This is a genomic window from Streptomyces sp. NPDC017095 (genome assembly GCF_044332325.1).
Taxonomy (GTDB): Bacteria; Actinomycetota; Actinomycetes; order Streptomycetales; family Streptomycetaceae; genus Streptomyces.
This window is the reverse complement of the sequence record NZ_JBIROU010000004.1, coordinates 123661-142905: the sequence shown is the minus strand read 5'-3', so window position 1 is coordinate 142905 and position 19245 is coordinate 123661. Positions and strand designations below refer to the sequence as shown.

General features: G+C 72.2%; 17 protein-coding genes. 9 read left to right on the top strand and 8 right to left on the bottom strand.

Translation table 11 applies throughout. The annotated features are described in order from the left end of the window. The first annotated feature begins 43 nt into the window (after positions 1-43). The 3 genes from ACH4OA_RS09800 (at position 44) to ACH4OA_RS09790 (ending at position 4655) form a co-directional block, all read left to right on the top strand. The gene (locus tag ACH4OA_RS09800) at positions 44-1969 is read left to right on the top strand and encodes a PQQ-binding-like beta-propeller repeat protein (RefSeq protein ID WP_397968461.1); all 1926 of its coding nucleotides are present in this window, start codon (positions 44-46) and stop codon (positions 1967-1969) included. Between the two features lie 79 nt (positions 1970-2048). Then, positions 2049-3794, top strand: coding sequence for a PQQ-binding-like beta-propeller repeat protein (locus ACH4OA_RS09795; protein WP_397968459.1), 1746 nt, complete (start codon positions 2049-2051; stop codon positions 3792-3794). 174 nt (positions 3795-3968) lie between these two features. After that, positions 3969-4655, top strand: a complete 687-nt coding sequence (locus ACH4OA_RS09790) for a LuxR C-terminal-related transcriptional regulator (protein ID WP_397937923.1) — start codon at positions 3969-3971, stop codon at positions 4653-4655. Between the two features lie 59 nt (positions 4656-4714). On the opposite strand, the gene ACH4OA_RS09785 is transcribed toward ACH4OA_RS09790, so the two are convergent. Beyond that, positions 4715-5047: a hypothetical protein gene (locus ACH4OA_RS09785; protein WP_365876345.1), complete on the bottom strand. Its 333-nt coding sequence runs from the start codon at positions 5045-5047 to the stop codon at positions 4715-4717. A 20-nt stretch (positions 5048-5067) separates the two neighbouring features. Continuing rightward, a complete protein-coding gene (locus ACH4OA_RS09780) occupies positions 5068-6759 on the bottom strand; it encodes a sodium:solute symporter family protein (RefSeq protein ID WP_365876343.1) in 1692 nt (563 codons plus the stop codon). 199 nt (positions 6760-6958) lie between these two features. Between ACH4OA_RS09780 and galT the strand changes: the two genes are divergently transcribed. Genes galT through galK form a run of 3 tightly spaced genes read left to right on the top strand, consistent with a single transcriptional unit; the run spans position 6959 to position 10133 of the window. Then, positions 6959-8020 carry a galactose-1-phosphate uridylyltransferase gene (galT, locus tag ACH4OA_RS09775; protein ID WP_397937928.1) on the top strand — a complete coding sequence of 354 codons (1062 nt, stop codon included), beginning with the start codon at positions 6959-6961 and terminating at the stop codon, positions 8018-8020. Continuing rightward, a complete protein-coding gene (gene galE, locus ACH4OA_RS09770) occupies positions 8017-8979 on the top strand; it encodes a UDP-glucose 4-epimerase GalE (protein WP_397968457.1) in 963 nt (320 codons plus the stop codon). The genes galT and galE overlap by 4 nt, the downstream gene beginning before the upstream one ends. Then, positions 8979-10133 carry a galactokinase gene (galK, locus tag ACH4OA_RS09765; protein ID WP_397968454.1) on the top strand — a complete coding sequence of 385 codons (1155 nt, stop codon included), beginning with the start codon at positions 8979-8981 and terminating at the stop codon, positions 10131-10133. The genes galE and galK overlap by 1 nt, the downstream gene beginning before the upstream one ends. A 7-nt stretch (positions 10134-10140) precedes the next feature. Here the strand turns inward: galK and ACH4OA_RS09760 are convergent, their stop codons facing one another. Continuing rightward, the gene (locus ACH4OA_RS09760) at positions 10141-10581 is read right to left on the bottom strand and encodes a GNAT family N-acetyltransferase (protein ID WP_397946068.1); all 441 of its coding nucleotides are present in this window, start codon (positions 10579-10581) and stop codon (positions 10141-10143) included. Positions 10582-10912: 331 nt separating this feature from the next. Here ACH4OA_RS09760 and ACH4OA_RS09755 point away from each other — a divergent pair, with 331 nt between their 5' ends. Continuing rightward, entirely contained in the window at positions 10913-11686 is a 774-nt protein-coding gene (locus ACH4OA_RS09755) for a response regulator transcription factor (RefSeq protein WP_365876335.1), read from the top strand. Between the two features lie 90 nt (positions 11687-11776). On the opposite strand, the gene tamR is transcribed toward ACH4OA_RS09755, so the two are convergent. Next, a complete protein-coding gene (tamR, locus tag ACH4OA_RS09750; protein WP_014673201.1) occupies positions 11777-12274 on the bottom strand; it encodes a MarR family transcriptional regulator TamR in 498 nt (165 codons plus the stop codon). A gap of 89 nt (positions 12275-12363) precedes the next feature. On the opposite strand from tamR, the gene ACH4OA_RS09745 reads away from it, so the two are divergent. After that, the gene (locus tag ACH4OA_RS09745; RefSeq protein ID WP_397946067.1) at positions 12364-13188 is read left to right on the top strand and encodes a trans-aconitate 2-methyltransferase; all 825 of its coding nucleotides are present in this window, start codon (positions 12364-12366) and stop codon (positions 13186-13188) included. A 13-nt stretch (positions 13189-13201) separates the two neighbouring features. Here the strand turns inward: ACH4OA_RS09745 and ACH4OA_RS09740 are convergent, their stop codons facing one another. Together ACH4OA_RS09740 and ACH4OA_RS09735 are read right to left on the bottom strand one after the other, a co-directional pair. Then, positions 13202-13879: a TetR family transcriptional regulator gene (locus tag ACH4OA_RS09740; RefSeq protein ID WP_397937940.1), complete on the bottom strand. Its 678-nt coding sequence runs from the start codon at positions 13877-13879 to the stop codon at positions 13202-13204. Beyond that, entirely contained in the window at positions 13876-14883 is a 1008-nt protein-coding gene (locus tag ACH4OA_RS09735; protein ID WP_397937942.1) for an acyl-CoA desaturase, read from the bottom strand. The genes ACH4OA_RS09740 and ACH4OA_RS09735 overlap by 4 nt, the downstream gene beginning before the upstream one ends. A 302-nt stretch (positions 14884-15185) precedes the next feature. On the opposite strand from ACH4OA_RS09735, the gene ppc reads away from it, so the two are divergent. Next, on the top strand, positions 15186-17918 hold the full coding sequence (gene ppc / locus ACH4OA_RS09730) for a phosphoenolpyruvate carboxylase (RefSeq protein ID WP_397937944.1): 2733 nt from the start codon (positions 15186-15188) through the stop codon (positions 17916-17918). A gap of 69 nt (positions 17919-17987) precedes the next feature. Here the strand turns inward: ppc and ACH4OA_RS09725 are convergent, their stop codons facing one another. Beyond that, positions 17988-18494 carry a hypothetical protein gene (locus tag ACH4OA_RS09725; RefSeq protein ID WP_397937946.1) on the bottom strand — a complete coding sequence of 169 codons (507 nt, stop codon included), beginning with the start codon at positions 18492-18494 and terminating at the stop codon, positions 17988-17990. Positions 18495-18614: 120 nt separating this feature from the next. Next, the gene (gene pth, locus ACH4OA_RS09720; RefSeq protein WP_365876322.1) at positions 18615-19217 is read right to left on the bottom strand and encodes an aminoacyl-tRNA hydrolase; all 603 of its coding nucleotides are present in this window, start codon (positions 19215-19217) and stop codon (positions 18615-18617) included. Positions 19218-19245 lie beyond the last annotated feature (28 nt).

The following is a 19245-nucleotide window of genomic DNA, read 5'->3' as shown; positions in this document are numbered from 1 at the left end:
CGGGGCGTGGCTAAAAGTCAGTGAACGAGGGGGAAGAGCGCTGATGACTCAGCCGCCCGGCCGGCCGCCGCACGGTGGGTTCGGCCCACCGCAGGACCAGCCTCCGCAGCCGGCGGGCTCCGGCGGGCCCGGGGCCCCGCACCAGCCGCCGGCCCAGGGCGCGTTCGGCGCGTCCGAGGCTCCGCAGAACCCGCCGGGACAGGGCGGCTTCGGCGCGCCGCAGCCGCCCGCCGGGCCCCCGCAGCAGCCCCCGCCGGGCTACGGCTACCCCCAGCAGCCCGCACCGGGCCCGTACGGCGCCGCTCCCGGCCCCTACGGCCACCCGCAGCAGCCGGGCCCCTACGGCGCTCAGCCGCAGCCGGGCCCCTACGGCGCACCCCAGCAGCCCGGCCCCTACGGCGCTCAGCCGCAGCCGGGTCCTTACGGCGCACCCCAGCAGCCCGGCCCGTACGGCGGCGGCCCGCAGCCCGGTTACGGCCACCCGCCGCAGCCGCCGTACCCGGGCATGCCCGGCGCCGCGCCCGGCGGTCCCGCCGGCGCACCGCGTGCGCGGAAGAAGACGGCGCTCGTCATCGGCGCCGCGGTGGCCGCGCTGCTCGTCGTCGGCGGCACGGTGTTCGCGCTGGGCGGCGGCGATGGTGGCAGTGACGGCGGCGACGACGGGAAGAAGCCCGTCGCCGGGCGGAGCGACGGTCCCGCGCACTCCGCCACCGCCTCGCCGACCACCTCCGGCGGCGAGGACCCGGACCACCTCAACGAGGGCCGCGGAGCCGGCGAGGCCAAGGCGCTCTGGTACAAGCCGGCCCCCGACGCCCCGGCGTCCGGCGCCGACGCGCCCGGCATGTGGTTCAGCGGCGACACGGTGGTGAAGGCGGCGTACAAGCAGGTCTTCGCCTTCACCGCCGCCGACGGCGGCACCGCCTGGGGACCGGTCGGCTTCCCGCAGAAGATATGCGCGGTGACCACGCGGAAGTCCGCCGACGACAAGATCGTCGTGGCGTACATGAGCGGCGGCGGCGACCGCGCCAAGTGCAACCAGCTCCAGCAGATCGACCTGCGCACCGGCGCGAAGGGCTGGCGGGGCGAGGTCGCCGACGGCGGCCTGTTCGACAGCGCCCTCACCATCGAACTGTCCGTGAGCGGCAGGACCCTGATGGTGGGCCGCTCGCAGTCGGGCACGGCCTACGACATCGACACCGGCAGGAAGCTGTACGACAAGAAGCGTTACGGCGCGGCCTGCTTCCCGGAGGCGTACGCGGGCGGCACCGGCAAGTTCGTCCAGGTGGCCTCCTGCGGCGTCGGCACCGGCACCGAGCACGAGGAGATCCAGGAGCTGGACCCGGCCACCGGCAAGGTCCGCTGGACCCGGCAGGTGAAGAAGGGCTGGGAGGTCAGCCGGACGTACTCGGTCGACCCGCTCGTCGTCTACCTGGTCAACCGGGACAAGAAGACCTGGAACATCTCCGCCTTCACCAAGGACGGCACCTTCCGCTCCGAGGTCAAGGTGGACGGGAAGTTCGCCCCCCGCTGCGGCTGGGCGGTCCTCGAACGCGACCTCCAGGGCTGCCAGGGCGTGGTGGCCGACGCCGACACGCTCTACCTGCCCACCGACGCCTCCGTCAGCGCCAACGAGATCGTCGCGATCAGTCTCTCCGACGGCAAGGAGAAGTGGCGGGTCAAGTCCCCGGGGGACCGGCCGATGACGCCGGTGAAGCTGGAGGACGGCAAGCTGGTCGCGTATGTGCAGCCGTCGTACGACACGGGCGGCCAGGTGGTGGCGATGCCGGTCACCGGCTCCTCTCACACCGCGGCCGCCCTGCTGCGCAACCCGCGCGGCGCCGCCGGCGCCGAGAACACCTTCTACGACGGTGTCGTCGACTGGACCGGCGGGCGGCTCTTCATCTCCTCGGGCCGGCTGTCCGGCGACGACGACTCCAAGGAGAAGCTGATCATGGCCTTCGGCAACTGAGCCGGGCGCCCGGCCCCAGCCCGTCCCCCGCGTCCCGTCCGCCGTCCGGCCCGCCCGGCGCCACCGAGGAAACCGCCCCATGACCCAGCCGCCCCCGCCGCCCCCGAACCAGCCCCCGCAGCCGCCGTCCCCGCAGCCGGGCTACGGCTACCCGCCGCCCCCGCCGCCGGGACCCGGCTACGGCTATCCGGGCGCCCAGCACAACCCGTACGCCCAGCAGCCGCCGGCCTACGGCGCCCCGCAGCCCGCCGGCTACGGCGCCCCGCCGCCCCACCCCTACGCCCAGCCCACGCAGCCCCTGCCGGGCGGGCAGCCGGGGTACGGCTATCCGGGCCAGGGACAGCCGCCGACCGTGCCGATGCAGCCGCAGCCGGGACCGGGTGGCGGCCGGAACAGGGCCGCGCTGTTCATCGTCGTGGCGGCGGTCGCCGCCATCGCGCTGATCGTCGGCGGCGGCGTCTGGTACGCCAGGTCCTCCGGGGACGACGGCAAGACCCACGGCCCCGTCTCCTCCGCCGGGCGGACCGGCGGCACCGGCGGCTCCGGGGGCACGGGCGGCGGTGGCGGCAAGGAGAAGGCCCCGGACGACCCGGCCGCCAGGATGCTCTTCGACGTCCCGCTGCCCAGGACGGACGACACGGTCGTCACCTCAGGCTCCTGGCTGACGGACACGGTCTACGCCAAGAGCGGCATCGCGGAGATCGTCGGCTACGACCCGGCCGAGGGCACCGAGCGGTGGACCGTCAAGCTGCCCGGACCGGTCTGCTCGGCCGCCGCCCACGTCAACAAGGACGGTCTGACGGCCGTCGTCTTCCAGCCGAGGATGCCGGCGAAGAACTCCACGGCCGGCTGCAGCCAGGTCGCCGCCATCGACCTCGGCGCCGGCAAGAAGCTGTGGACGAAGTCGATCAACTCCGGTGACTTCCCGATCACCTTCCAGAACGTGACGGTCGCCCAGAACACCGTCGCGGTCGGCAGCACCGACGGCGGCGCCGCGTTCGACATCGGCTCCGGCAAGGTGCTGTGGCAGCCGAAACCGGACGACACCTGCTACGACGCCGGGTACGGCGGCGGCGACCGCCTGGTCGCGGTGCGCAAGTGCGGCTCCTACGACAACCGCAAGCTGCAGATCCAGACCATCGACCCGAAGAGCGGCAAGGTGATCTCCGACTACGCGATGCCCGACGGCGTCGAGTACGCGGCCGTCGTCTCCACCGATCCGCTGGTGGTCGCCGCCGACGTCGGCGACGCCGCGGGCGACGGCAGCGGGGTCTCGGACTACTTCTCCCTCGACGCCGGGACCGGAAAGCTGCTCGCCCGCATCCCCGCGCCCGGCGACACCTACGGGGGCCGCTGCGACGGGATCTCGCGTATCGAGGGCTGCAAGCAGGTCGTCGCCGGCGGCGGCCGGCTCTACCTGCCGACCGAGGAGCACGACGGCAAGGGCGAGTACACCAAGACCAACGAGATCGTCGCGTTCGACCTGCGGACCGGCAAGCCGGCCGGCGGGCGCGCCGAGGCCGGCGACGGCTACACGCTCTCCCCGCTGCGCATGGACGGCGGCAGCCTGCTGGCCTACAACGCACCGCCGTACAACAAGGGCGGGCAGGTCGTCGCCGTCGACGGCGGCACCCTGAAGGTGACCAAGCTGCTGGAGAACCCGGCCACCCGCGAGGTGCACGAGGCGGAGACCGGCCTGCTGCCCGAGTACGCGGAGATCCTGTTCGGCAAGGGCCGGCTGTACATGTCGGCCGTGTTCGCCCACAAGCCCAGCTCGGTGGGGACCAAGGAGTACCTGGTGATGGCGTTCGGCACGGACGGCTGACCGGCCGCCGGCGCCGCCGCCGGTCCCACCCGGACGAGTGATGTGCAAAGAAGTGCCCCGGATTTCATCGATCCGGGGCACTTCTCATCGGAGGGGCAGCGCGACGTCGAACAAGCGTGTAGCTTCCGGGGGCATGACAGGGCGGGGAGGCCGCGGGGACTGGGGGGTTGCTCTATGGGAGTGCGGCTGATGGTCGTCGACGACCATCGCCTGCTCGCGGAGGCGCTGGCGTCGGCGCTGAAGCTGCGCGGGCACCGGGTGCTCGCCGCCGCGGCACCGGCCGCGGGCGCGGCGGACCTGGTGATCGCGCGGGCGCCCGAGGTGTGCCTGCTGGGCACGGCGGCACCGGCCGCGCCCGGGACCTTCGACCCGGTGGTGAAGATCAAGCGGGAGCGTCCGCAGGTGGCGGTGGTGGTGCTGGGCCCGGTGCCGTCGCCGCGCGGGATCGCGGCGGCCTTCGCCGCGGGCGCGTCCGGGTACGTCCGGCACGACGAGCGGATCGAAGGCGTCGAGCGGGCCCTGGTGAAGGCCCGCGCCGGGGAGGCCGCGGTGGCTCCGCAACTGCTCCAGGGCGCGTTCGGCGAGCTGCTGAACCCGGCCGCGCAGCCCGACGACGAGGCGCAGCGGCTGCTGGCGGTGCTCACACCCCGGGAGGTGGAGGTGCTGGTCCGGGTGGCCGACGGGGAGGACACCCGGCGGATCGCGGCGGGCATGGGGATCGCGCCCAGCACGGCGCGTACGCATGTGCAGCGGGTGCTGATGAAGCTGGGCGTGGGCTCCCGCCTGGAGGCGGCGGCACTGGCGGCGCGCACCGGGCTGCTGGACCGCGCGGGCTCCTTCAGGAACACCGGCCTCGGGTAGGGCGGCGCCCCGGAAGGGGCGCGGGGAACCGTACGACGGATCCCCGCGCGCCCGCGCTGCTACTTCTCCTCCTCCGGCAGCCCCTCCGGGGGCAGCGGCGGCGGGGTGGGCCGCAGCTTCAGCCAGGCCAGGAAGAAGACGCCCAGCAGCAGCATGCCGATGCCGGTCCACAGGTTGATGTTGACGCCCTCGGCCTTGTCGATCGCGGCCTGGGAGTCGGTGATGCCGGTGACCGTGACGATGACGCCGTAGACCACGAACAGTCCGCCGATGATGCGGCGCAGGTCGAAGATGCGTGCCGCCGTCGCGGACTCGCTCTCCAGCCGGGAGACCTCCTGCTGGACGTCGTGCTCGGTGGTGTGCGGCGGACGGTGCTCAGGGTGCTCGCTCATGGTTCCTCGATCCTCCCGCGTCAGAACGAGAACGGGATGTAGCAGGCGGCGGCCAGGACGACCGCGCCCCAGCCCAGCAGGGCCGGCTTGCGGTACCAGGCGTCGTCGCCGGCGGCGGGCGGCTCGGTCATGCCGGGGGACGTGGTGCCGTAGACCAGGCCCCGCAGCTCCTCCGCCGGCTTCGGCTTGGTGAACAGGGAGACCGCGACCATCACGACCGCGCCGGCGACGAAGCCCGCGATCGCGGAGACGAAGTTGGCGCCCTGGTCGGTGGGGATGGAGATGATCCCCTTCTTGTAGAACACGAAGTAGTTGACCATCGCGGTCACGGTGCCGGCGAGCAGGCCCCAGAAACCGGACTTGGCGGACGCCCGCTTCCAGAACATGCCGACGATGAAGACGACGAACATCGGCACGTTGAAGAAGGAGAAGAGCGTCTGGAGGTAGCTCATGATGTTCGAGAACGACGACGCCAGGAAGGCCGTGCCGACGGAGGCGCAGACACCGATCGCGGTGATCAGACGGCCGAACCGCACGTAGTACGCGTCCTCGCGGTCCCGGACCACGTACTTCGCCCAGATGTCGTTGGTGAACACGGTGTTGAACGACGACACGTTCGCCGCCATGCCCGCCATGAAGGCCGCCAGCAGACCGGTGACGGCGATGCCGAGGACGCCGTTGGGCAGCAGTTCCTGCATCAGGTAGGGGATGGCGTCGTTGTACTGGAGGCCGGAGCCGGGGGTGCCGATCTTGGGCACCAGGGCGGCGGCGACCAGGCCCGGGATCATCACCAGGAAGACGATGAAGATCTTCGGGTAGGCGGCGATCAGCGGGGTGCGCTGGCCGGCGGAGAGGTTCTTCGCGGACAGGGCGCGCTGCACCTCGGCGAAGTTGGTGGTCCAGTAGCCGAAGGAGAGCACGAAGCCGAGGCCGAGGACGATGGTGAGCCAGTTGGCGCCGAGCGGGTTGCCGTGGCCGATGCCGGTGCCGCCCCAGGCCGTGGTGAAGTCGGCGCCGTGCTGCGCGGTGAGCTTGTCGGTCAGCCCGTTCCAGCCGCCGGCCTTCTTCAGGCCGAGCACGGTGATCGGGATGAGCGCGGCGAGGATGACGAAGAACTGGAGCACCTCGTTGTAGATCGCCGAGGACAGGCCGCCCAGGGTGATGTAGCCGAGCACCAGGGCGCCGGCGACGAGGATGGCGACCCACTTCGGCCAGCCGAGCAGGGCTTCCACGACGATGGAGAGGGCGTAGAGGTTGACGCCGGCGATGAGGACGGCGGCGAACGCGAACAGGGCCGAGCTGAGCAGATGGGCGGCCCGGTCGAAGCGCAGCAGCAGGAACTCGGGGACCGAGCGGACCTTGCTGCCGTAGTAGAAGGGCATCATCACCAGGCCGAGGAAGACCATGGCGGGGATGGCGCCGACCCAGTACCAGTGCACGGTGTAGGCGCCGTACTGGGCGCTGTTGGCGGCCATGCCGAGGATCTCGGTGGCCGCCAGGTTCGCCGAGATGAAGGCGAGGCCGGTGATCCAGGCGGGCAGCGAGCGTCCGGAGAGGAAGAAGTCGAGGCTGGTCTTCACCGAGCGGCGGGCGGCGAATCCGATGCCGAGGACGACGATGAAGTAGATCGCCAGGATCGTGTAGTCCAGCCAGTTGGTGGGGAGCCGTAGCTCCGCCGCCAGATAGGTGGGGGCGTATGGGGGGGTTTGCATGAGAACTCGCTTCGTCGCGCGAACTGATCCAAGCGGAACCTACGCCGCTATGTTCGGTATTTGAACACGTTGACTGGTGTTCTTTGTTTGATTGTGATCGAGCGGTGAGCTGTCGGGTTGTGATCTGTTATGTTTGATTGTGTTGAGTACATGGGTGCGGGACACACCCTCCGCGGGGTGCTTGAACAAGGAGTCCGGCGTGAAGAAGACCTCGACCCGGCTGGCCGACGGTCGTGAACTGATCTACTACGACCTCCGGGACGACACCGTGCGGGACGCGGCCGACCGCCGCCCGCTGGACCGCACGGTCACCAGCTCCGAGATCCGCCGCGATCCGCTGCTCGGCGACGGCGTCGCCATCGCCTCCCACCGCCAGGGCCGCACCTACCACCCGCCGGCCGACGAGTGCCCGCTGTGCCCCACGCACGGCGACCGGCTCAGCGAGATCCCGGACTCCTCGTACGACGTCGTCGTCTTCGAGAACCGGTTCCCCTCCCTCGCCGGCGACTCCGGCCGCTGCGAGGTCGTCTGCTTCACCTCCGACCACGACGCCTCCTTCGCCGGCCTAGGTCCCGAGCAGGCGCGTCTGGTGCTCGACGCCTGGACGGACCGCACCGCGGAGCTGTCCCGGCTGCCCGCGGTGGAGCAGGTGTTCTGCTTCGAGAACCGCGGCGCCGAGATCGGCGTGACCCTGGGCCACCCGCACGGGCAGATCTACGGCTACCCGTTCACCACCCCGCGCACCGCGCAGATGCTGCGCTCGCTCGCCGCCCACTCGGAGGCGACCGGCGGGGAGAACCTGTTCGACGCGGTCCTGGAGCGGGAACTGGCCGGGGAGCGGGTCGTCCTTGAGGGTGAACACTGGGCGGCCTTCGTGCCGTACGCGGCGCACTGGCCGTACGAGGTCCACCTGTACCCCAAGCGCCGCGTGCCCGATTTGCTCGCCCTCGACGAGCCGGCCCGCACAGAATTCCCCCAGGTCTATCTGGAACTCTTGAGGCGCTTCGACCGGATCTTCGGTGAGGGGGAGCCTCCGACGCCGTACATCGCGGCCTGGCACCAGGCCCCGTTCGGCACGCTGGAGGAGTTCGACGGTGTCACGCGCGACGACTTCGCGCTCCACCTAGAGCTTTTCACCATCCGCCGTACTTCCGGCAAGCTGAAGTTTCTCGCGGGTTCCGAGTCCGGCATGAACGTGTTCATCAACGACGTGCCGCCGGAACGCGCGGCCGAGCGACTGCGAGAGGTAGCGAGTTCATGAAGTACCTGGTGACGGGCGGCGCGGGATACGTCGGCGGGGTCGTGGCCCAGCACCTGCTGGAGGCCGGCCACGAGGTCACGGTCCTGGACAACCTCTCCACCGGCTTCCGCGCGGGCGTGCCCGCCGGCGCGGCCTTCGTCGAGGGCGACGTCCGGGACGCCGCCAAGTGGCTCGACGCCTCCTACGACGGCGTGCTGCACTTCGCGGCGTTCTCGCAGGTCGGCGAGTCGGTGGTGAAGCCGGAGAAGTACTGGGACAACAACGTCGGCGGCAGCATGGCGCTGCTCGCCGCGATGCGCGAGGCCGGTGTGCGCAAGCTGGTCTTCTCCTCCACGGCGGCCACCTACGGCGAGCCCGAGCAGACCCCGATCCGGGAGACCGCCCCGACCCGGCCCACCAGCCCCTACGGCGCCTCCAAGCTGGCCGTCGACCACATGATCACCGGTGAGGCCGCCGCGCACGGGCTGGCCGCGGTGTCGCTGCGCTACTTCAACGTGGCCGGCGCCTACGGCGCGTACGGCGAGCGCCACGACCCCGAGTCGCACCTCATCCCGCTCGTCCTCCAGGTCGCCCAGGGCCGCCGCGAGGCGATCTCCGTCTACGGCGAGGACTACCCGACGCCCGACGGCACCTGCATCCGCGACTACATCCACGTGGCCGACCTGGCCGACGCCCATCTGCTGGCCCTGGCCGCCGCCGCCCCGGGCGAGCACCTGATCTGCAACCTCGGCAACGGCAACGGCTTCTCCGTCCGCGAGGTCATCGAGACCGTCCGCGAGGTCACCGGCCACCCGGTCCCCGAGGTGTCCGCCCCGCGCCGGGGCGGCGACCCGGCGGTCCTGGTCGCCGCCGCGGACACCGCCCGGGAGAAACTGGGCTGGAACCCGACCCGCGCGGACCTCGCGGGCATCGTCGCGGACGCCTGGGAGTTCGCGCAGAGCATCACAAGGGAGCACTAGTGGGGGCACAGCAGGTCGCGGAGCGCTTCACCGAGCTGTACGGCGCCGGGCCCGAGGGCGTCTGGGCGGCACCGGGGCGGGTCAACCTCATCGGTGAGCACACCGACTACAACGACGGCTTCGTCATGCCGTTCGCGCTGCCGCACCAGGCGCTCGCCGCGGTCTCCCGCCGCGCCGACGGCCTGCTGCGGCTGCACTCGGCGGACGTCGAGGACGAGGTCGTGGAACTCCGGCTCGACGACCTCGCCCCGGGCGGCGACCCGCGGTGGACGGCGTACCCGGCGGGCGTCGTCTGGGCGCTGCGCGAGGCGGGCCACGCGGTCACCGGCGCCGACGTCCACCTGTCCTCCACCGTCCCCACCGGCGCCGGCCTGTCCTCGTCCGCGGCGCTGGAGGTCGTGATCGCGCTCGCGCTGAGCGACCTGTACGGCCTCGGCCTGCCGCGCTGGAAGCTGGCCCGGCTGTGCCAGCGCGCCGAGAACGTCTACGTCGGCGCGCCCACCGGCATCATGGACCAGACGGCCTCGGCCTGCTGCGAGCCCGGTCACGCGCTCTTCCTGGACACCCGCGACCTGTCCCAGCGGCAGATCCCCTTCGACCTCGCGGCCGGGGGGCTGCGGCTGCTGGTCGTGGACACCCAGGTCAAGCACGCCCACAGCGGCGGCGAGTACGGCAAGCGGCGGGCCGGCTGCGAGAAGGGCGCGGCCCTGCTCGGCGTCGACGCCCTGCGGGACATCCCGTACGCCGGGCTGGACGCGGCGCTGGCCCGGCTCGGCGACGAGGAGGAGATCGTCCGGCTGGTCCGCCATGTGGTGACCGAGGACGAGCGGGTCGAACGCACGGTCGCCCTGCTGAGCGCCGGCGACCCCCGCGCCATCGGCCCGGTCCTCACCGAGGGCCACGCCTCCCTGCGCGACGACTTCCGCATCTCCTGCCCGGAGCTGGACCTGGTCGTGGACACCGCCCTGGCGAACGGCGCCCTCGGCGCCCGCATGACCGGCGGCGGCTTCGGCGGCTCGGCGATCGTCCTCGCCGAGACGGCGGACGTGGACACCCTCACCAAGGCCGTCGGGGAGGCCTTCACGGCAGCGGGCTTCCAGAGCCCCCGCGTCTTCGAGGCGGTCCCTTCGGCGGGGGCCCGGCGGCTTCTGTGACGCCGTCTCAGACCAGCCGCTTGGTCAGGATGTACTCCGTGATCCCCGGCGGATAGCCGGGGATCACGCCCGCCACCTCGTAGCCCTGTCCGCGGTAGAAGTCCGGTGCCTGGAAGTCCCAGGTCTCCAGCCGGGACGCCGTGCAGCCGCGGGCGGCGGCGAGGCGTTCGGCCTCGGCGAGCAGACGGGTGCCGAGGCCCGTGCCGCGGTGGCGGGCGTCGACCCAGAGGCAGCCGACGTGCAGCCAGGCCGCCCAGGTATGGCCGGTCAGACCGCCCGCCAGGCCGCCGGCCGCGTCCAGCGCCCACACCTGGAGCGGGTCCTCGCGGTCGCCGGGCGTGCCGCGCAGCGCGGCGAGGACCGGGGACGCCGCCGTGTTGGTCTCCCGCAGCCGCGAGCGGAGCAGCGCGTGCCGGGCCGCGTCGACTGCCGCCTCGATCCGGACCATGCGGCACACCCTAACGGCCCGGGGTCACGCCCCCGGACGGCCAGTTCTGCAAATCTCCTTCCGCTGCGTGCTCCCATGCGTACTCTGTGGAACTAGCACCGGTGGGGGCCGGTGCCGCTCAGGGGGCGAGACAGGCGGGTACGGCGCCCGCGGTGGGGCAGCAGTCTCCGCTACGGCGGCGGCCGGGCGGCGCGCTTTCCCCAGCCGCGGGTGTCGTACCCGCGCCGGTCTTCGTTCTCCGGACCTTTTCCGGGTATTTCCAAGCCGGCCTATCCGGAGCTTTCCGGACCTGTATCCCCTGCTCCGCGCGGAGCCCGGGGAAGGGGGTTTCGTGGTTCGTATCCGAGTCCTGGTCGTCGACGACCACCGCATCTTCGCCGAGTCGCTGGCCGCCGCGCTGGCCGCGGAGCCCGACGTCGACGTGCTCGCCGCCGGCAGCGGCCCGGCCGCGCTGCGCTGTCTGGAGCGGGCGGCCGGCGAGGGCCGGCGCTACGACGTCCTGCTGGTCGACGCCGACCTGGGCGGCGCCCCGCCCGCCGCGCGGCCCGCCGTGGCGGTGCGGGAGGGCGACGAGGAGGGCCTGGTCGACGGCATCTCCCTGGTCGCCGGGGTCCGGGTCGCCCAGCCCGCCGTACGGACCGTCGTCCTCGCCGAGAAGGACGACCCGCGCCGCGCGGCCCTCGCGCTCCAGGCCGGCGCCTCCGGCTGGGTCGCCAAGGACTGTTCGCTGTCCCGGCTGCTGTCGGTGATACGGGGCGTGCTGCGCGACGAGACGCATCTGCCGCCCGCGCTGCTCACCGGGGTGCTGAGGGAGCTGACGGCGGCCCGCCGGCACCGCACCGAGAGCGAGCGGCTGGTGGAGTCCCTGACCCCGAGGGAGCGGGAGGTGCTGCGCTGTATGGTCGCCGGACTCGGCCGCAAGGCCGTCGCCGAACGGCTGTTCCTCTCCCCGCACACCGTCCGCACCCATATGCAGAACGTCCTCGGCAAGCTGGGCGTCCACTCCACCCTGGCCGCGGTGGCGCTCGCCCGGCGCGCGGGCGTGGGACCGGCCGACCTCGGGACCCTCGCCCAGGTCGGACCGGGCTCGCGGGGCGTGGTCTGAACGCGGCCCGGACCGCTCGCTCGCGGGCCCCGGCGCCGCTCCCCGTCCGGCCTGGTCCTGCCTGGTCCGGCCTGTTCCTGACCGAACGCCTCAGCCGGGGATGTTGTCGAACGGCGCGGTCAGCTGGCGCAGCAGCCCGGCCAGCTCCGCCCGCTGGGCCCGGGACAGTTCGGCGAGGATCGCCCGCTCCTGCTCCAGCAGGCCCGCCAGCGCCTGGTCCGCGCGGTCCCGGCCCTCGTCGGTCAGCCGGACCAGCACGCCCCGCCGGTCGCTCGGGTCGGGCAGCCGCTCCACCAGACCCTTCTTGGCAAGCCGGTCGATGCGGTTGGTCATCGTGCCCGAGGTGACCAGGGTCTGCGTCAGCAACTGGCCGGGGGAGAGCTGGTAGGGCGTGCCCGCGCGCCGCAGCGCGGTCAGCACGTCGAACTCCCAGGGCTCCAGTTGATGCTCGGCGAAGGCGAGCCGGCGGGCGCGGTCCAGGTGCCGGGCGAGTCGGCTCACCCGGCTGAGTACTTCCAGCGGCTCCACGTCGAGGTCCGGGCGCTCCCGGCGCCACGCTGCGACCAGCCGATCGACCTCGTCCTCCATGGAGATCAGTGTAGTGGTTGTGTCGACGTGAAGTCTCTTGATGTCGAGTCTCTTGACGTCGAGAGGAATTCTCGGGAAGGGTGGGGAGCATGACGACTCCCGCCTGGGACCCCGGTCAGTACCTCCGCCACGCCGGCCACCGGGTCCGCCCCTTCACCGACCTGCTCGCCCGCGTTCCCGACCCGCCCCGGGACCGGCCCCGCATCGCCGACCTCGGCTGCGGTCCCGGCAACGCCACCGCCCTGCTCGCCGCCCGCTGGCCCGCCGCCCGCGTCACCGGCTACGACAACTCGCCCGCGATGCTCGACCGGGCCCGCACCGGCCACGCGGGACCCACGGCGGGCGGCGGTCACCTCGCCTTCGCCCACGCCGACGTCCGCACCTGGACGCCCGGCGAGCCGTACGACCTGATCGTCTCCAACGCCACCCTCCAGTGGGTGCCGGGCCACGCCGACCGGTTCGGCGACTGGATCGCCGCCCTGGAACCCGGCGGCGCCCTCGCCTTCCAGGTCCCCGACAACCTCGACGCCCCGCTGCACGCCCTGCTGCGCGACCTCGCCGCCGCACCCCGCTGGCGGTCCCGGCTCGCCGGCCTGCCGCGCCGCACGGACTCCGTGCACCCGCCCGGCTTCTACCTGGACCGCCTCAGCCGCCTCGGCTGCGCGGCCGACGTGTGGCAGACCACGTACCAGCACGTCCTGCACGGCGAGGACCCGGTGCTCGACTGGGCGAAGGGCACCGCCCTGCGGCCCGTCCTCACCGCGCTCGCCGGTGATCCCGGCGCGCGCGAGGCGTTCCTCGCCGCCTACCGGGACCTGCTGCGCACGGCCTATCCAAGCGCTCCGTACGGCACGGTCCTGCCGTTCCGTCGGCTGTTCGCCGTGGCCGTGAAGACGGGGAAGCGGGAGCCGTAGGGAAAGGCGCGGCTCACGCCTTGCGGTGGCCTATCAGGCGCGGCTTCTGCTCCAGCCCGTCCAGGCCGTGCCACGCCAGGTTCACCAGGTGCGCCGCCACCTCCGCCTTCTTCGGCCGGCGCACGTCCAGCCACCACTGCCCGGTCAGCGCCACCATGCCGACCAGCGCCTGGGCGTAGAGCGGGGCCAGCTTGGGGTCGAAGCCCCGCGACTTGAACTCCCGGCCCAGGATGTCCTCCACCTGCGTGGCGATGTCGGAGATCAGCGAGGCGAAGGAGCCCGTGGACTGCGGGATGGGGGAGTCGCGGACCAGGATGCGGAAGCCGTCCGTGTACTCCTCGATGTAGTCCAGCAGCGCGAACGCCGCCTGCTCGCACAGCTCCCGCGGGTGGCCGGCCGTCAGCGAACCGGTGACCATGTCGAGCAGGCGCCGCATCTCCCGGTCCACCACCACCGCGTACAGCCCCTCCTTGCCGCCGAAGTGCTCGTACACCACCGGCTTGGACACCCCGGCCTTGGCCGCGATCTCCTCCACCGAGGTGCCTTCGAAGCCCTTCGCAGCGAACAGGGTGCGACCGATCTCCAGCAACTGCTGGCGGCGCTCGGCGCCGGTCATGCGGGTCCGGCGGGTCCGCCGCTGCTTGTCGGGGCCTGGAGTGCTGCTGGAGTCGGTCGCCACGGCGTCCATCATGCCGCCTCGGCGGTCTCCCTCCGGCCGCGAGAGCCGTCCTCCCCGGTGTCACGGCGCGAATCGATGCGCGAGCGTGACGGCCAGCGCACGTCGTAGGCCCAGCCCAGCTGCTCGAACCAGCGGATGAACCGCGCCGAGGAGTCGAGCTGGCCGCGCATCACGCCGTGCCGCGCCGACGTCGGGTCGGCGTGGTGCAGGTTGTGCCACGACTCGCCGCAGGACAGGATCGCCAGCCACCACACGTTGCCCGAGCGGTCCCGCGACTTGAACGGCCGCTTGCCGACCGCGTGGCAGATCGAGTTGATGGACCACGTCACATGGTGCAGCAGTGCCACTCGGACGAGTGAACCCCAGAAGAACGCGGTGCACGCGCCCCACCAGGACATCGTCACCAGCCCGCCGATCAGCGGCGGCAGCAGCAGCGAGACCAGCGTCCACAGGACGAACTGCCGGGAGATCGCCCGCATCGCCCCGTCCTTGATCAGGTCCGGCGCGTACTTCTCCTGCGGGGTCTGCTCCTCGTCGAACATCCAGCCGATGTGCGCCCACCACAGGCCCTTCATCAGGGCCGGAATCGTCTCGCCGAACCGCCACGGGGAGTGCGGGTCGCCTTCGGCGTCGGAGAACTTGTGGTGCCTGCGGTGATCGGCCACCCAGCGCACCAGGGGGCCTTCCACCGCCATCGAACCCATGATCGCCAGCGCGATGCGCAGGGGCCGCTTGGCCTTGAACGAGCCATGGGTGAAGTACCGGTGGAAACCGATCGTGATGCCGTGGCACCCGAGGAAGTAGAAGAACACCAGCAGGCCCAGATCGAGCCAGCTCACTCCCCGGCCCCAGGCCAGCGGCACCGCCGCCACCAGCGCCAGGAACGGGACGATGATGAAGAGCAGCAGCGTGATCTGTTCGATCGACCGCTTGCGCTCACCGCCCAGAGTGGCGGCGGGAGGAGGTGTGTCGCTGGCCGTGCGGGCTTCGTCGATCACATCGGAACTTGAGGTCATACGCGTCCCCTGTGGGGTCGAGGGTCGAGAGGAATACCGGGCCGCGGGACCGGAGGGGCCTCGACGGCGCTTCCCTACGGTTCCGTAACCTACGGCGTCGTAAGTATGGCAGCGTGTCACGCCTCGGCAAGAGCCCCAGACCGTGTGCGTCCACATCGCCACCTATCCTTGGAACCGGTCGGACAGCGCGGTCCGCTGAAGTTTCCTTCCCGGACGCTCCGGCCCGTATGCGGCACCCGCCGCGCGGCAGGCCGGCCGGGTTCCCCTCCAGCCGAGCTTCAACACTGCAAGGAGCCGCACCTGTGAGCAGTGCCGACGACCAGACCACCACGACCAGCAGCGAGCTGCGCGCCGACATCCGCCGGCTGGGTGATCTCCTGGGGGAGACCCTCGTCCGGCAGGAAGGTCCCGAACTCCTCGACCTCGTGGAGAAGGTCCGCCGTCTCACCCGCGAGGACGGTGACGCCGCCGCCGAGCTGCTGCGCGGCACGGAACTGGAGACCGCGGCCAAGCTGGTCCGCGCCTTCTCCACGTACTTCCACCTCGCCAACATCACCGAGCAGGTGCACCGCGGCCGCGAGCTGCGCGCCCGGCGCGCCGCCGAGGGCAGCCTGCTGGCCCGCACCGCCGACCGGCTGAAGGACGCCGACCCGGAGCATCTGCGGCAGACCGTCCAGAACCTCAACGTCCGGCCGGTCTTCACCGCCCACCCCACCGAGGCCGCCCGCCGTTCGGTCCTCAACAAGCTCCGGCGCATCGCCGCGCTCCTGGACACCCCCGTCCTCGACGCCGACCGCCGCCGCCACGACACCCGTCTGGCCGAGAACATCGACCTCGTCTGGCAGACCGACGAGCTGCGCGTCGTACGCCCCGAGCCCGCCGACGAGGCCCGCAACGCCATCTACTACCTGGACGAACTGCACGCCGAAGCCGTCGGCGACGTCCTGGAGGACCTGACCGCCGAGCTGGAACGCGTCGGCGTGAAGCTGCCCGACGACACCCGTCCGCTCACCTTCGGCACCTGGATCGGCGGCGACCGCGACGGCAACCCCAACGTGACCCCCCAGGTCACCTGGGACGTCCTCATCCTCCAGCACGAACACGGCATCAACGACGCCCTGCAGACCATCGACGAGCTGCGCGGCCTGCTCTCCAACTCCGTCCGCTACACCGGAGCCACCGAAGAGCTGCTGGACTCCCTCAAGGCCGACCTGGCCTTGCTGCCCGAGATCAGCCCCCGCTACAAGCGGCTCAACGCCGAGGAGCCCTACCGGCTGAAGGCCACCTGCATCCGGCAGAAGCTGGTCAACACCAAGCAGCGCCTCGCCAAGGGCACCCCGCACGAGGAAGGCCGCGACTACCTCGGCACCGGCGAGCTGCTGAACGACCTCAGGATCATCCAGACCTCGCTGCGCGCCCACCGCGGCGGCCTGTTCGCCGACGGCCGCCTGGCCCGCACCATCCGCACCCTGGCCGCCTTCGGCCTCCAGCTCGCCACCATGGACGTCCGCGAGCACGCCGACGCCCACCACCACGCCCTCGGCCAGCTCTTCGACCGGCTCGGCGAGGAGTCCTGGCGCTACGCCGACATGCCCCGCGAGTACCGCGCCAAGCTGCTCGCCAAGGAGCTCAGGTCCAGGCGGCCGCTGGCCCCCACCCCGGCGCCCGTCGACGCCGCCGGGCAGAAGACCCTCGGTGTCTTCGAGACCGTCAAGAAGGCCCTGAGGGTCTTCGGCCCCGAGGTCGTCGAGTCCTACATCATCTCCATGTGCCAGGGCGCCGACGACGTGTTCGCCGCCGCCGTCCTCGCCCGCGAGGCCGGCCTCGTCGACCTGCACGCCGGCTGGGCGAAGATCGGCATCGTCCCGCTGCTGGAGACCACGGACGAGCTGCGGGCCGCCGACACCATCCTGGAGGACATGCTCTCCGACCCGTCCTACCGGCGCCTGGTCGCGCTGCGCGGCGACGTCCAGGAGGTCATGCTCGGCTACTCCGACTCCTCCAAGTTCGGCGGCATCACCACCAGCCAGTGGGAGATCCACCGCGCCCAGCGCCGGCTGCGCGACGTGGCCCACCGCTACGGCGTCCGGCTGCGCCTCTTCCACGGCCGCGGCGGCACCGTCGGCCGCGGCGGCGGCCCCTCCCACGACGCCATCCTGGCCCAGCCCTGGGGCACCCTGGAGGGCGAGATCAAGGTGACCGAGCAGGGCGAGGTCATCTCCGACAAGTACCTCATCCCCTCCCTCGCCCGGGAGAACCTGGAACTGACCGTCGCGGCCACCCTCCAGGCCTCCGCCCTGCACACCGCGCCCCGCCAGTCCCACGAGGCCCTCGCCCGCTGGGACGCGGCCATGGACGTCGCCTCGGACGCCGCCCACGCCGCCTACCGGCGCCTGGTCGAGGACCCGGACCTGCCGTCCTACTTCTTCGCCTCCACCCCCGTCGACCAGCTCGCCGACCTGCACCTCGGTTCCCGGCCCTCCCGCCGGCCCGACTCCGGCGCCGGTCTCGACGGGCTGCGGGCCATCCCGTGGGTGTTCGGCTGGACCCAGTCCCGGCAGATCGTCCCGGGCTGGTTCGGCGTCGGCTCCGGTCTGCAGGCGCTGCGCGAGGCCGGCCTGGACTCCGTGCTCGACGAGATGCACCAGCAGTGGCACTTCTTCCGCAACTTCGTCTCCAACGTCGAGATGACTCTCGCCAAGACGGACCTGCGGATCGCCCAGCACTACGTCGACACCCTCGTCCCCGACGAACTCAAGCACGTGTTCGACACCATCAAGGCCGAGCACGAGCTGACCGTCCGCGAGGTCCTGCGGATCACCGGCGAGGACGAACTGCTGGCCGCCCAGCCCGTCCTGAAGCAGACGTTCGCCATCCGCGACGCCTACCTCGACCCGATCTCCTACCTCCAGGTCGCCCTGCTCAAGCGGCAGCGCGACGCCGCCGCGGCGGGCGTCAACCCCGACCCGCTGCTCGCCCGCGCCCTGCTCCTCACCGTCAACGGCGTGGCCGCCGGCCTGCGCAACACCGGCTGACCCGCCGGAAAAAGGGTGCCCCCGGGGTCGTACGACCCCGGGGGCACCCCCTTTTCTTCTCCGCTCACGTCACTGCACGGCCACGAACACCGCCGTCAGCAGCGCCGCCCCGGCCAGCCCCAGCACCCACGCCGGACGCCTCAGCCGCATCCCGCCCGCGACCACCACCGAGGCCAGCAGCAGCGCCCCGCCCAGCGGCACCCAGGCCAGCAGGACGCCCGCCGCACCGGACCGCACCGCCTCTGCCGTGCCGGGCTTCAGCACCACGTCGTAGGTGGCGCCCGCCCGCACCGCGACGGACTTCTCGATCTCCACGCGCGCGCGGGGCCGCGCCCCCGCCGACGCCGGGGTGAACGGCCCGGCGCAGACCTCCCGCACGCACCGCGTCACCCGGACCGTGCCCCGCTCACGCCCCTGGGACAGCATCACGTGCTGTGCGGTCCCCCAGGAACCCCACACCCCGGCGAACAGGATCAGCGCGGCGAGCGCGCCCGTCGCCGCGACCCGCCCGAACCGCAGCGCGGACCCGGACGCCTGGCGAGCGGTACTGGCTGTGGCAGGCATGGCCGGGATCATTGGCCATATCCCCACGGCCGGTCAACTCCGCGGGGCGTCCCCGGTCATCCCGGGCGGACAAAGCCGTCCGATGTACGACACGCTCGCCGCTCAGGAGTTGCGCCCGCCCAGCGCGCCCGCTCAGGAGTTGTACGCGCTCTGCGCCCGCTCCAGCCCCTCGGTCACCAGACACTCCACCGCGTCCGCCGCGCGGTCCACGAGGTAGTCCAGCTCCTTGCGCTCCGCAGAGGAGAAGTCCTTCAGCACGAAGTCGGCCACCTGCATCCGCCCCGGCGGCCGGCCGATCCCGAACCGCACCCGGTGGTAGTCCGGCCCCATCGCCTTCGTCATCGACTTCAGGCCGTTGTGCCCGTTGTCGCCGCCGCCCAGCTTCAGCCGCAGCGTGCCGTAGTCGATGTCCAGCTCGTCGTGGACCGCCACGATGTTGCCCACCGGGACCTTGTAGAAGTCCCTCAGCGCGTTCACCGGGCCGCCGGAGAGGTTCATGAACGACGTCGGCTTCGCCAGGACCACCCGGCGGCTGCCCGGCCCGGCCGGCCCGATCCGCCCCTCCAGCACCTGCGCCTGCGCCTTGCCCGCCCGCTTGAACTTCCCCCCGATCCGCTCCGCGAGCAGGTCGGCCACCATGAAGCCGACGTTGTGCCGGTTCATGGCGTACTCCGGCCCGGGATTGCCGAGCCCGACGATCAGCCAGGGGCCGCTGGCGGGAGTGGTCACGTCCATGCCTCCTTGATACGCGCCAGCCGCTGCC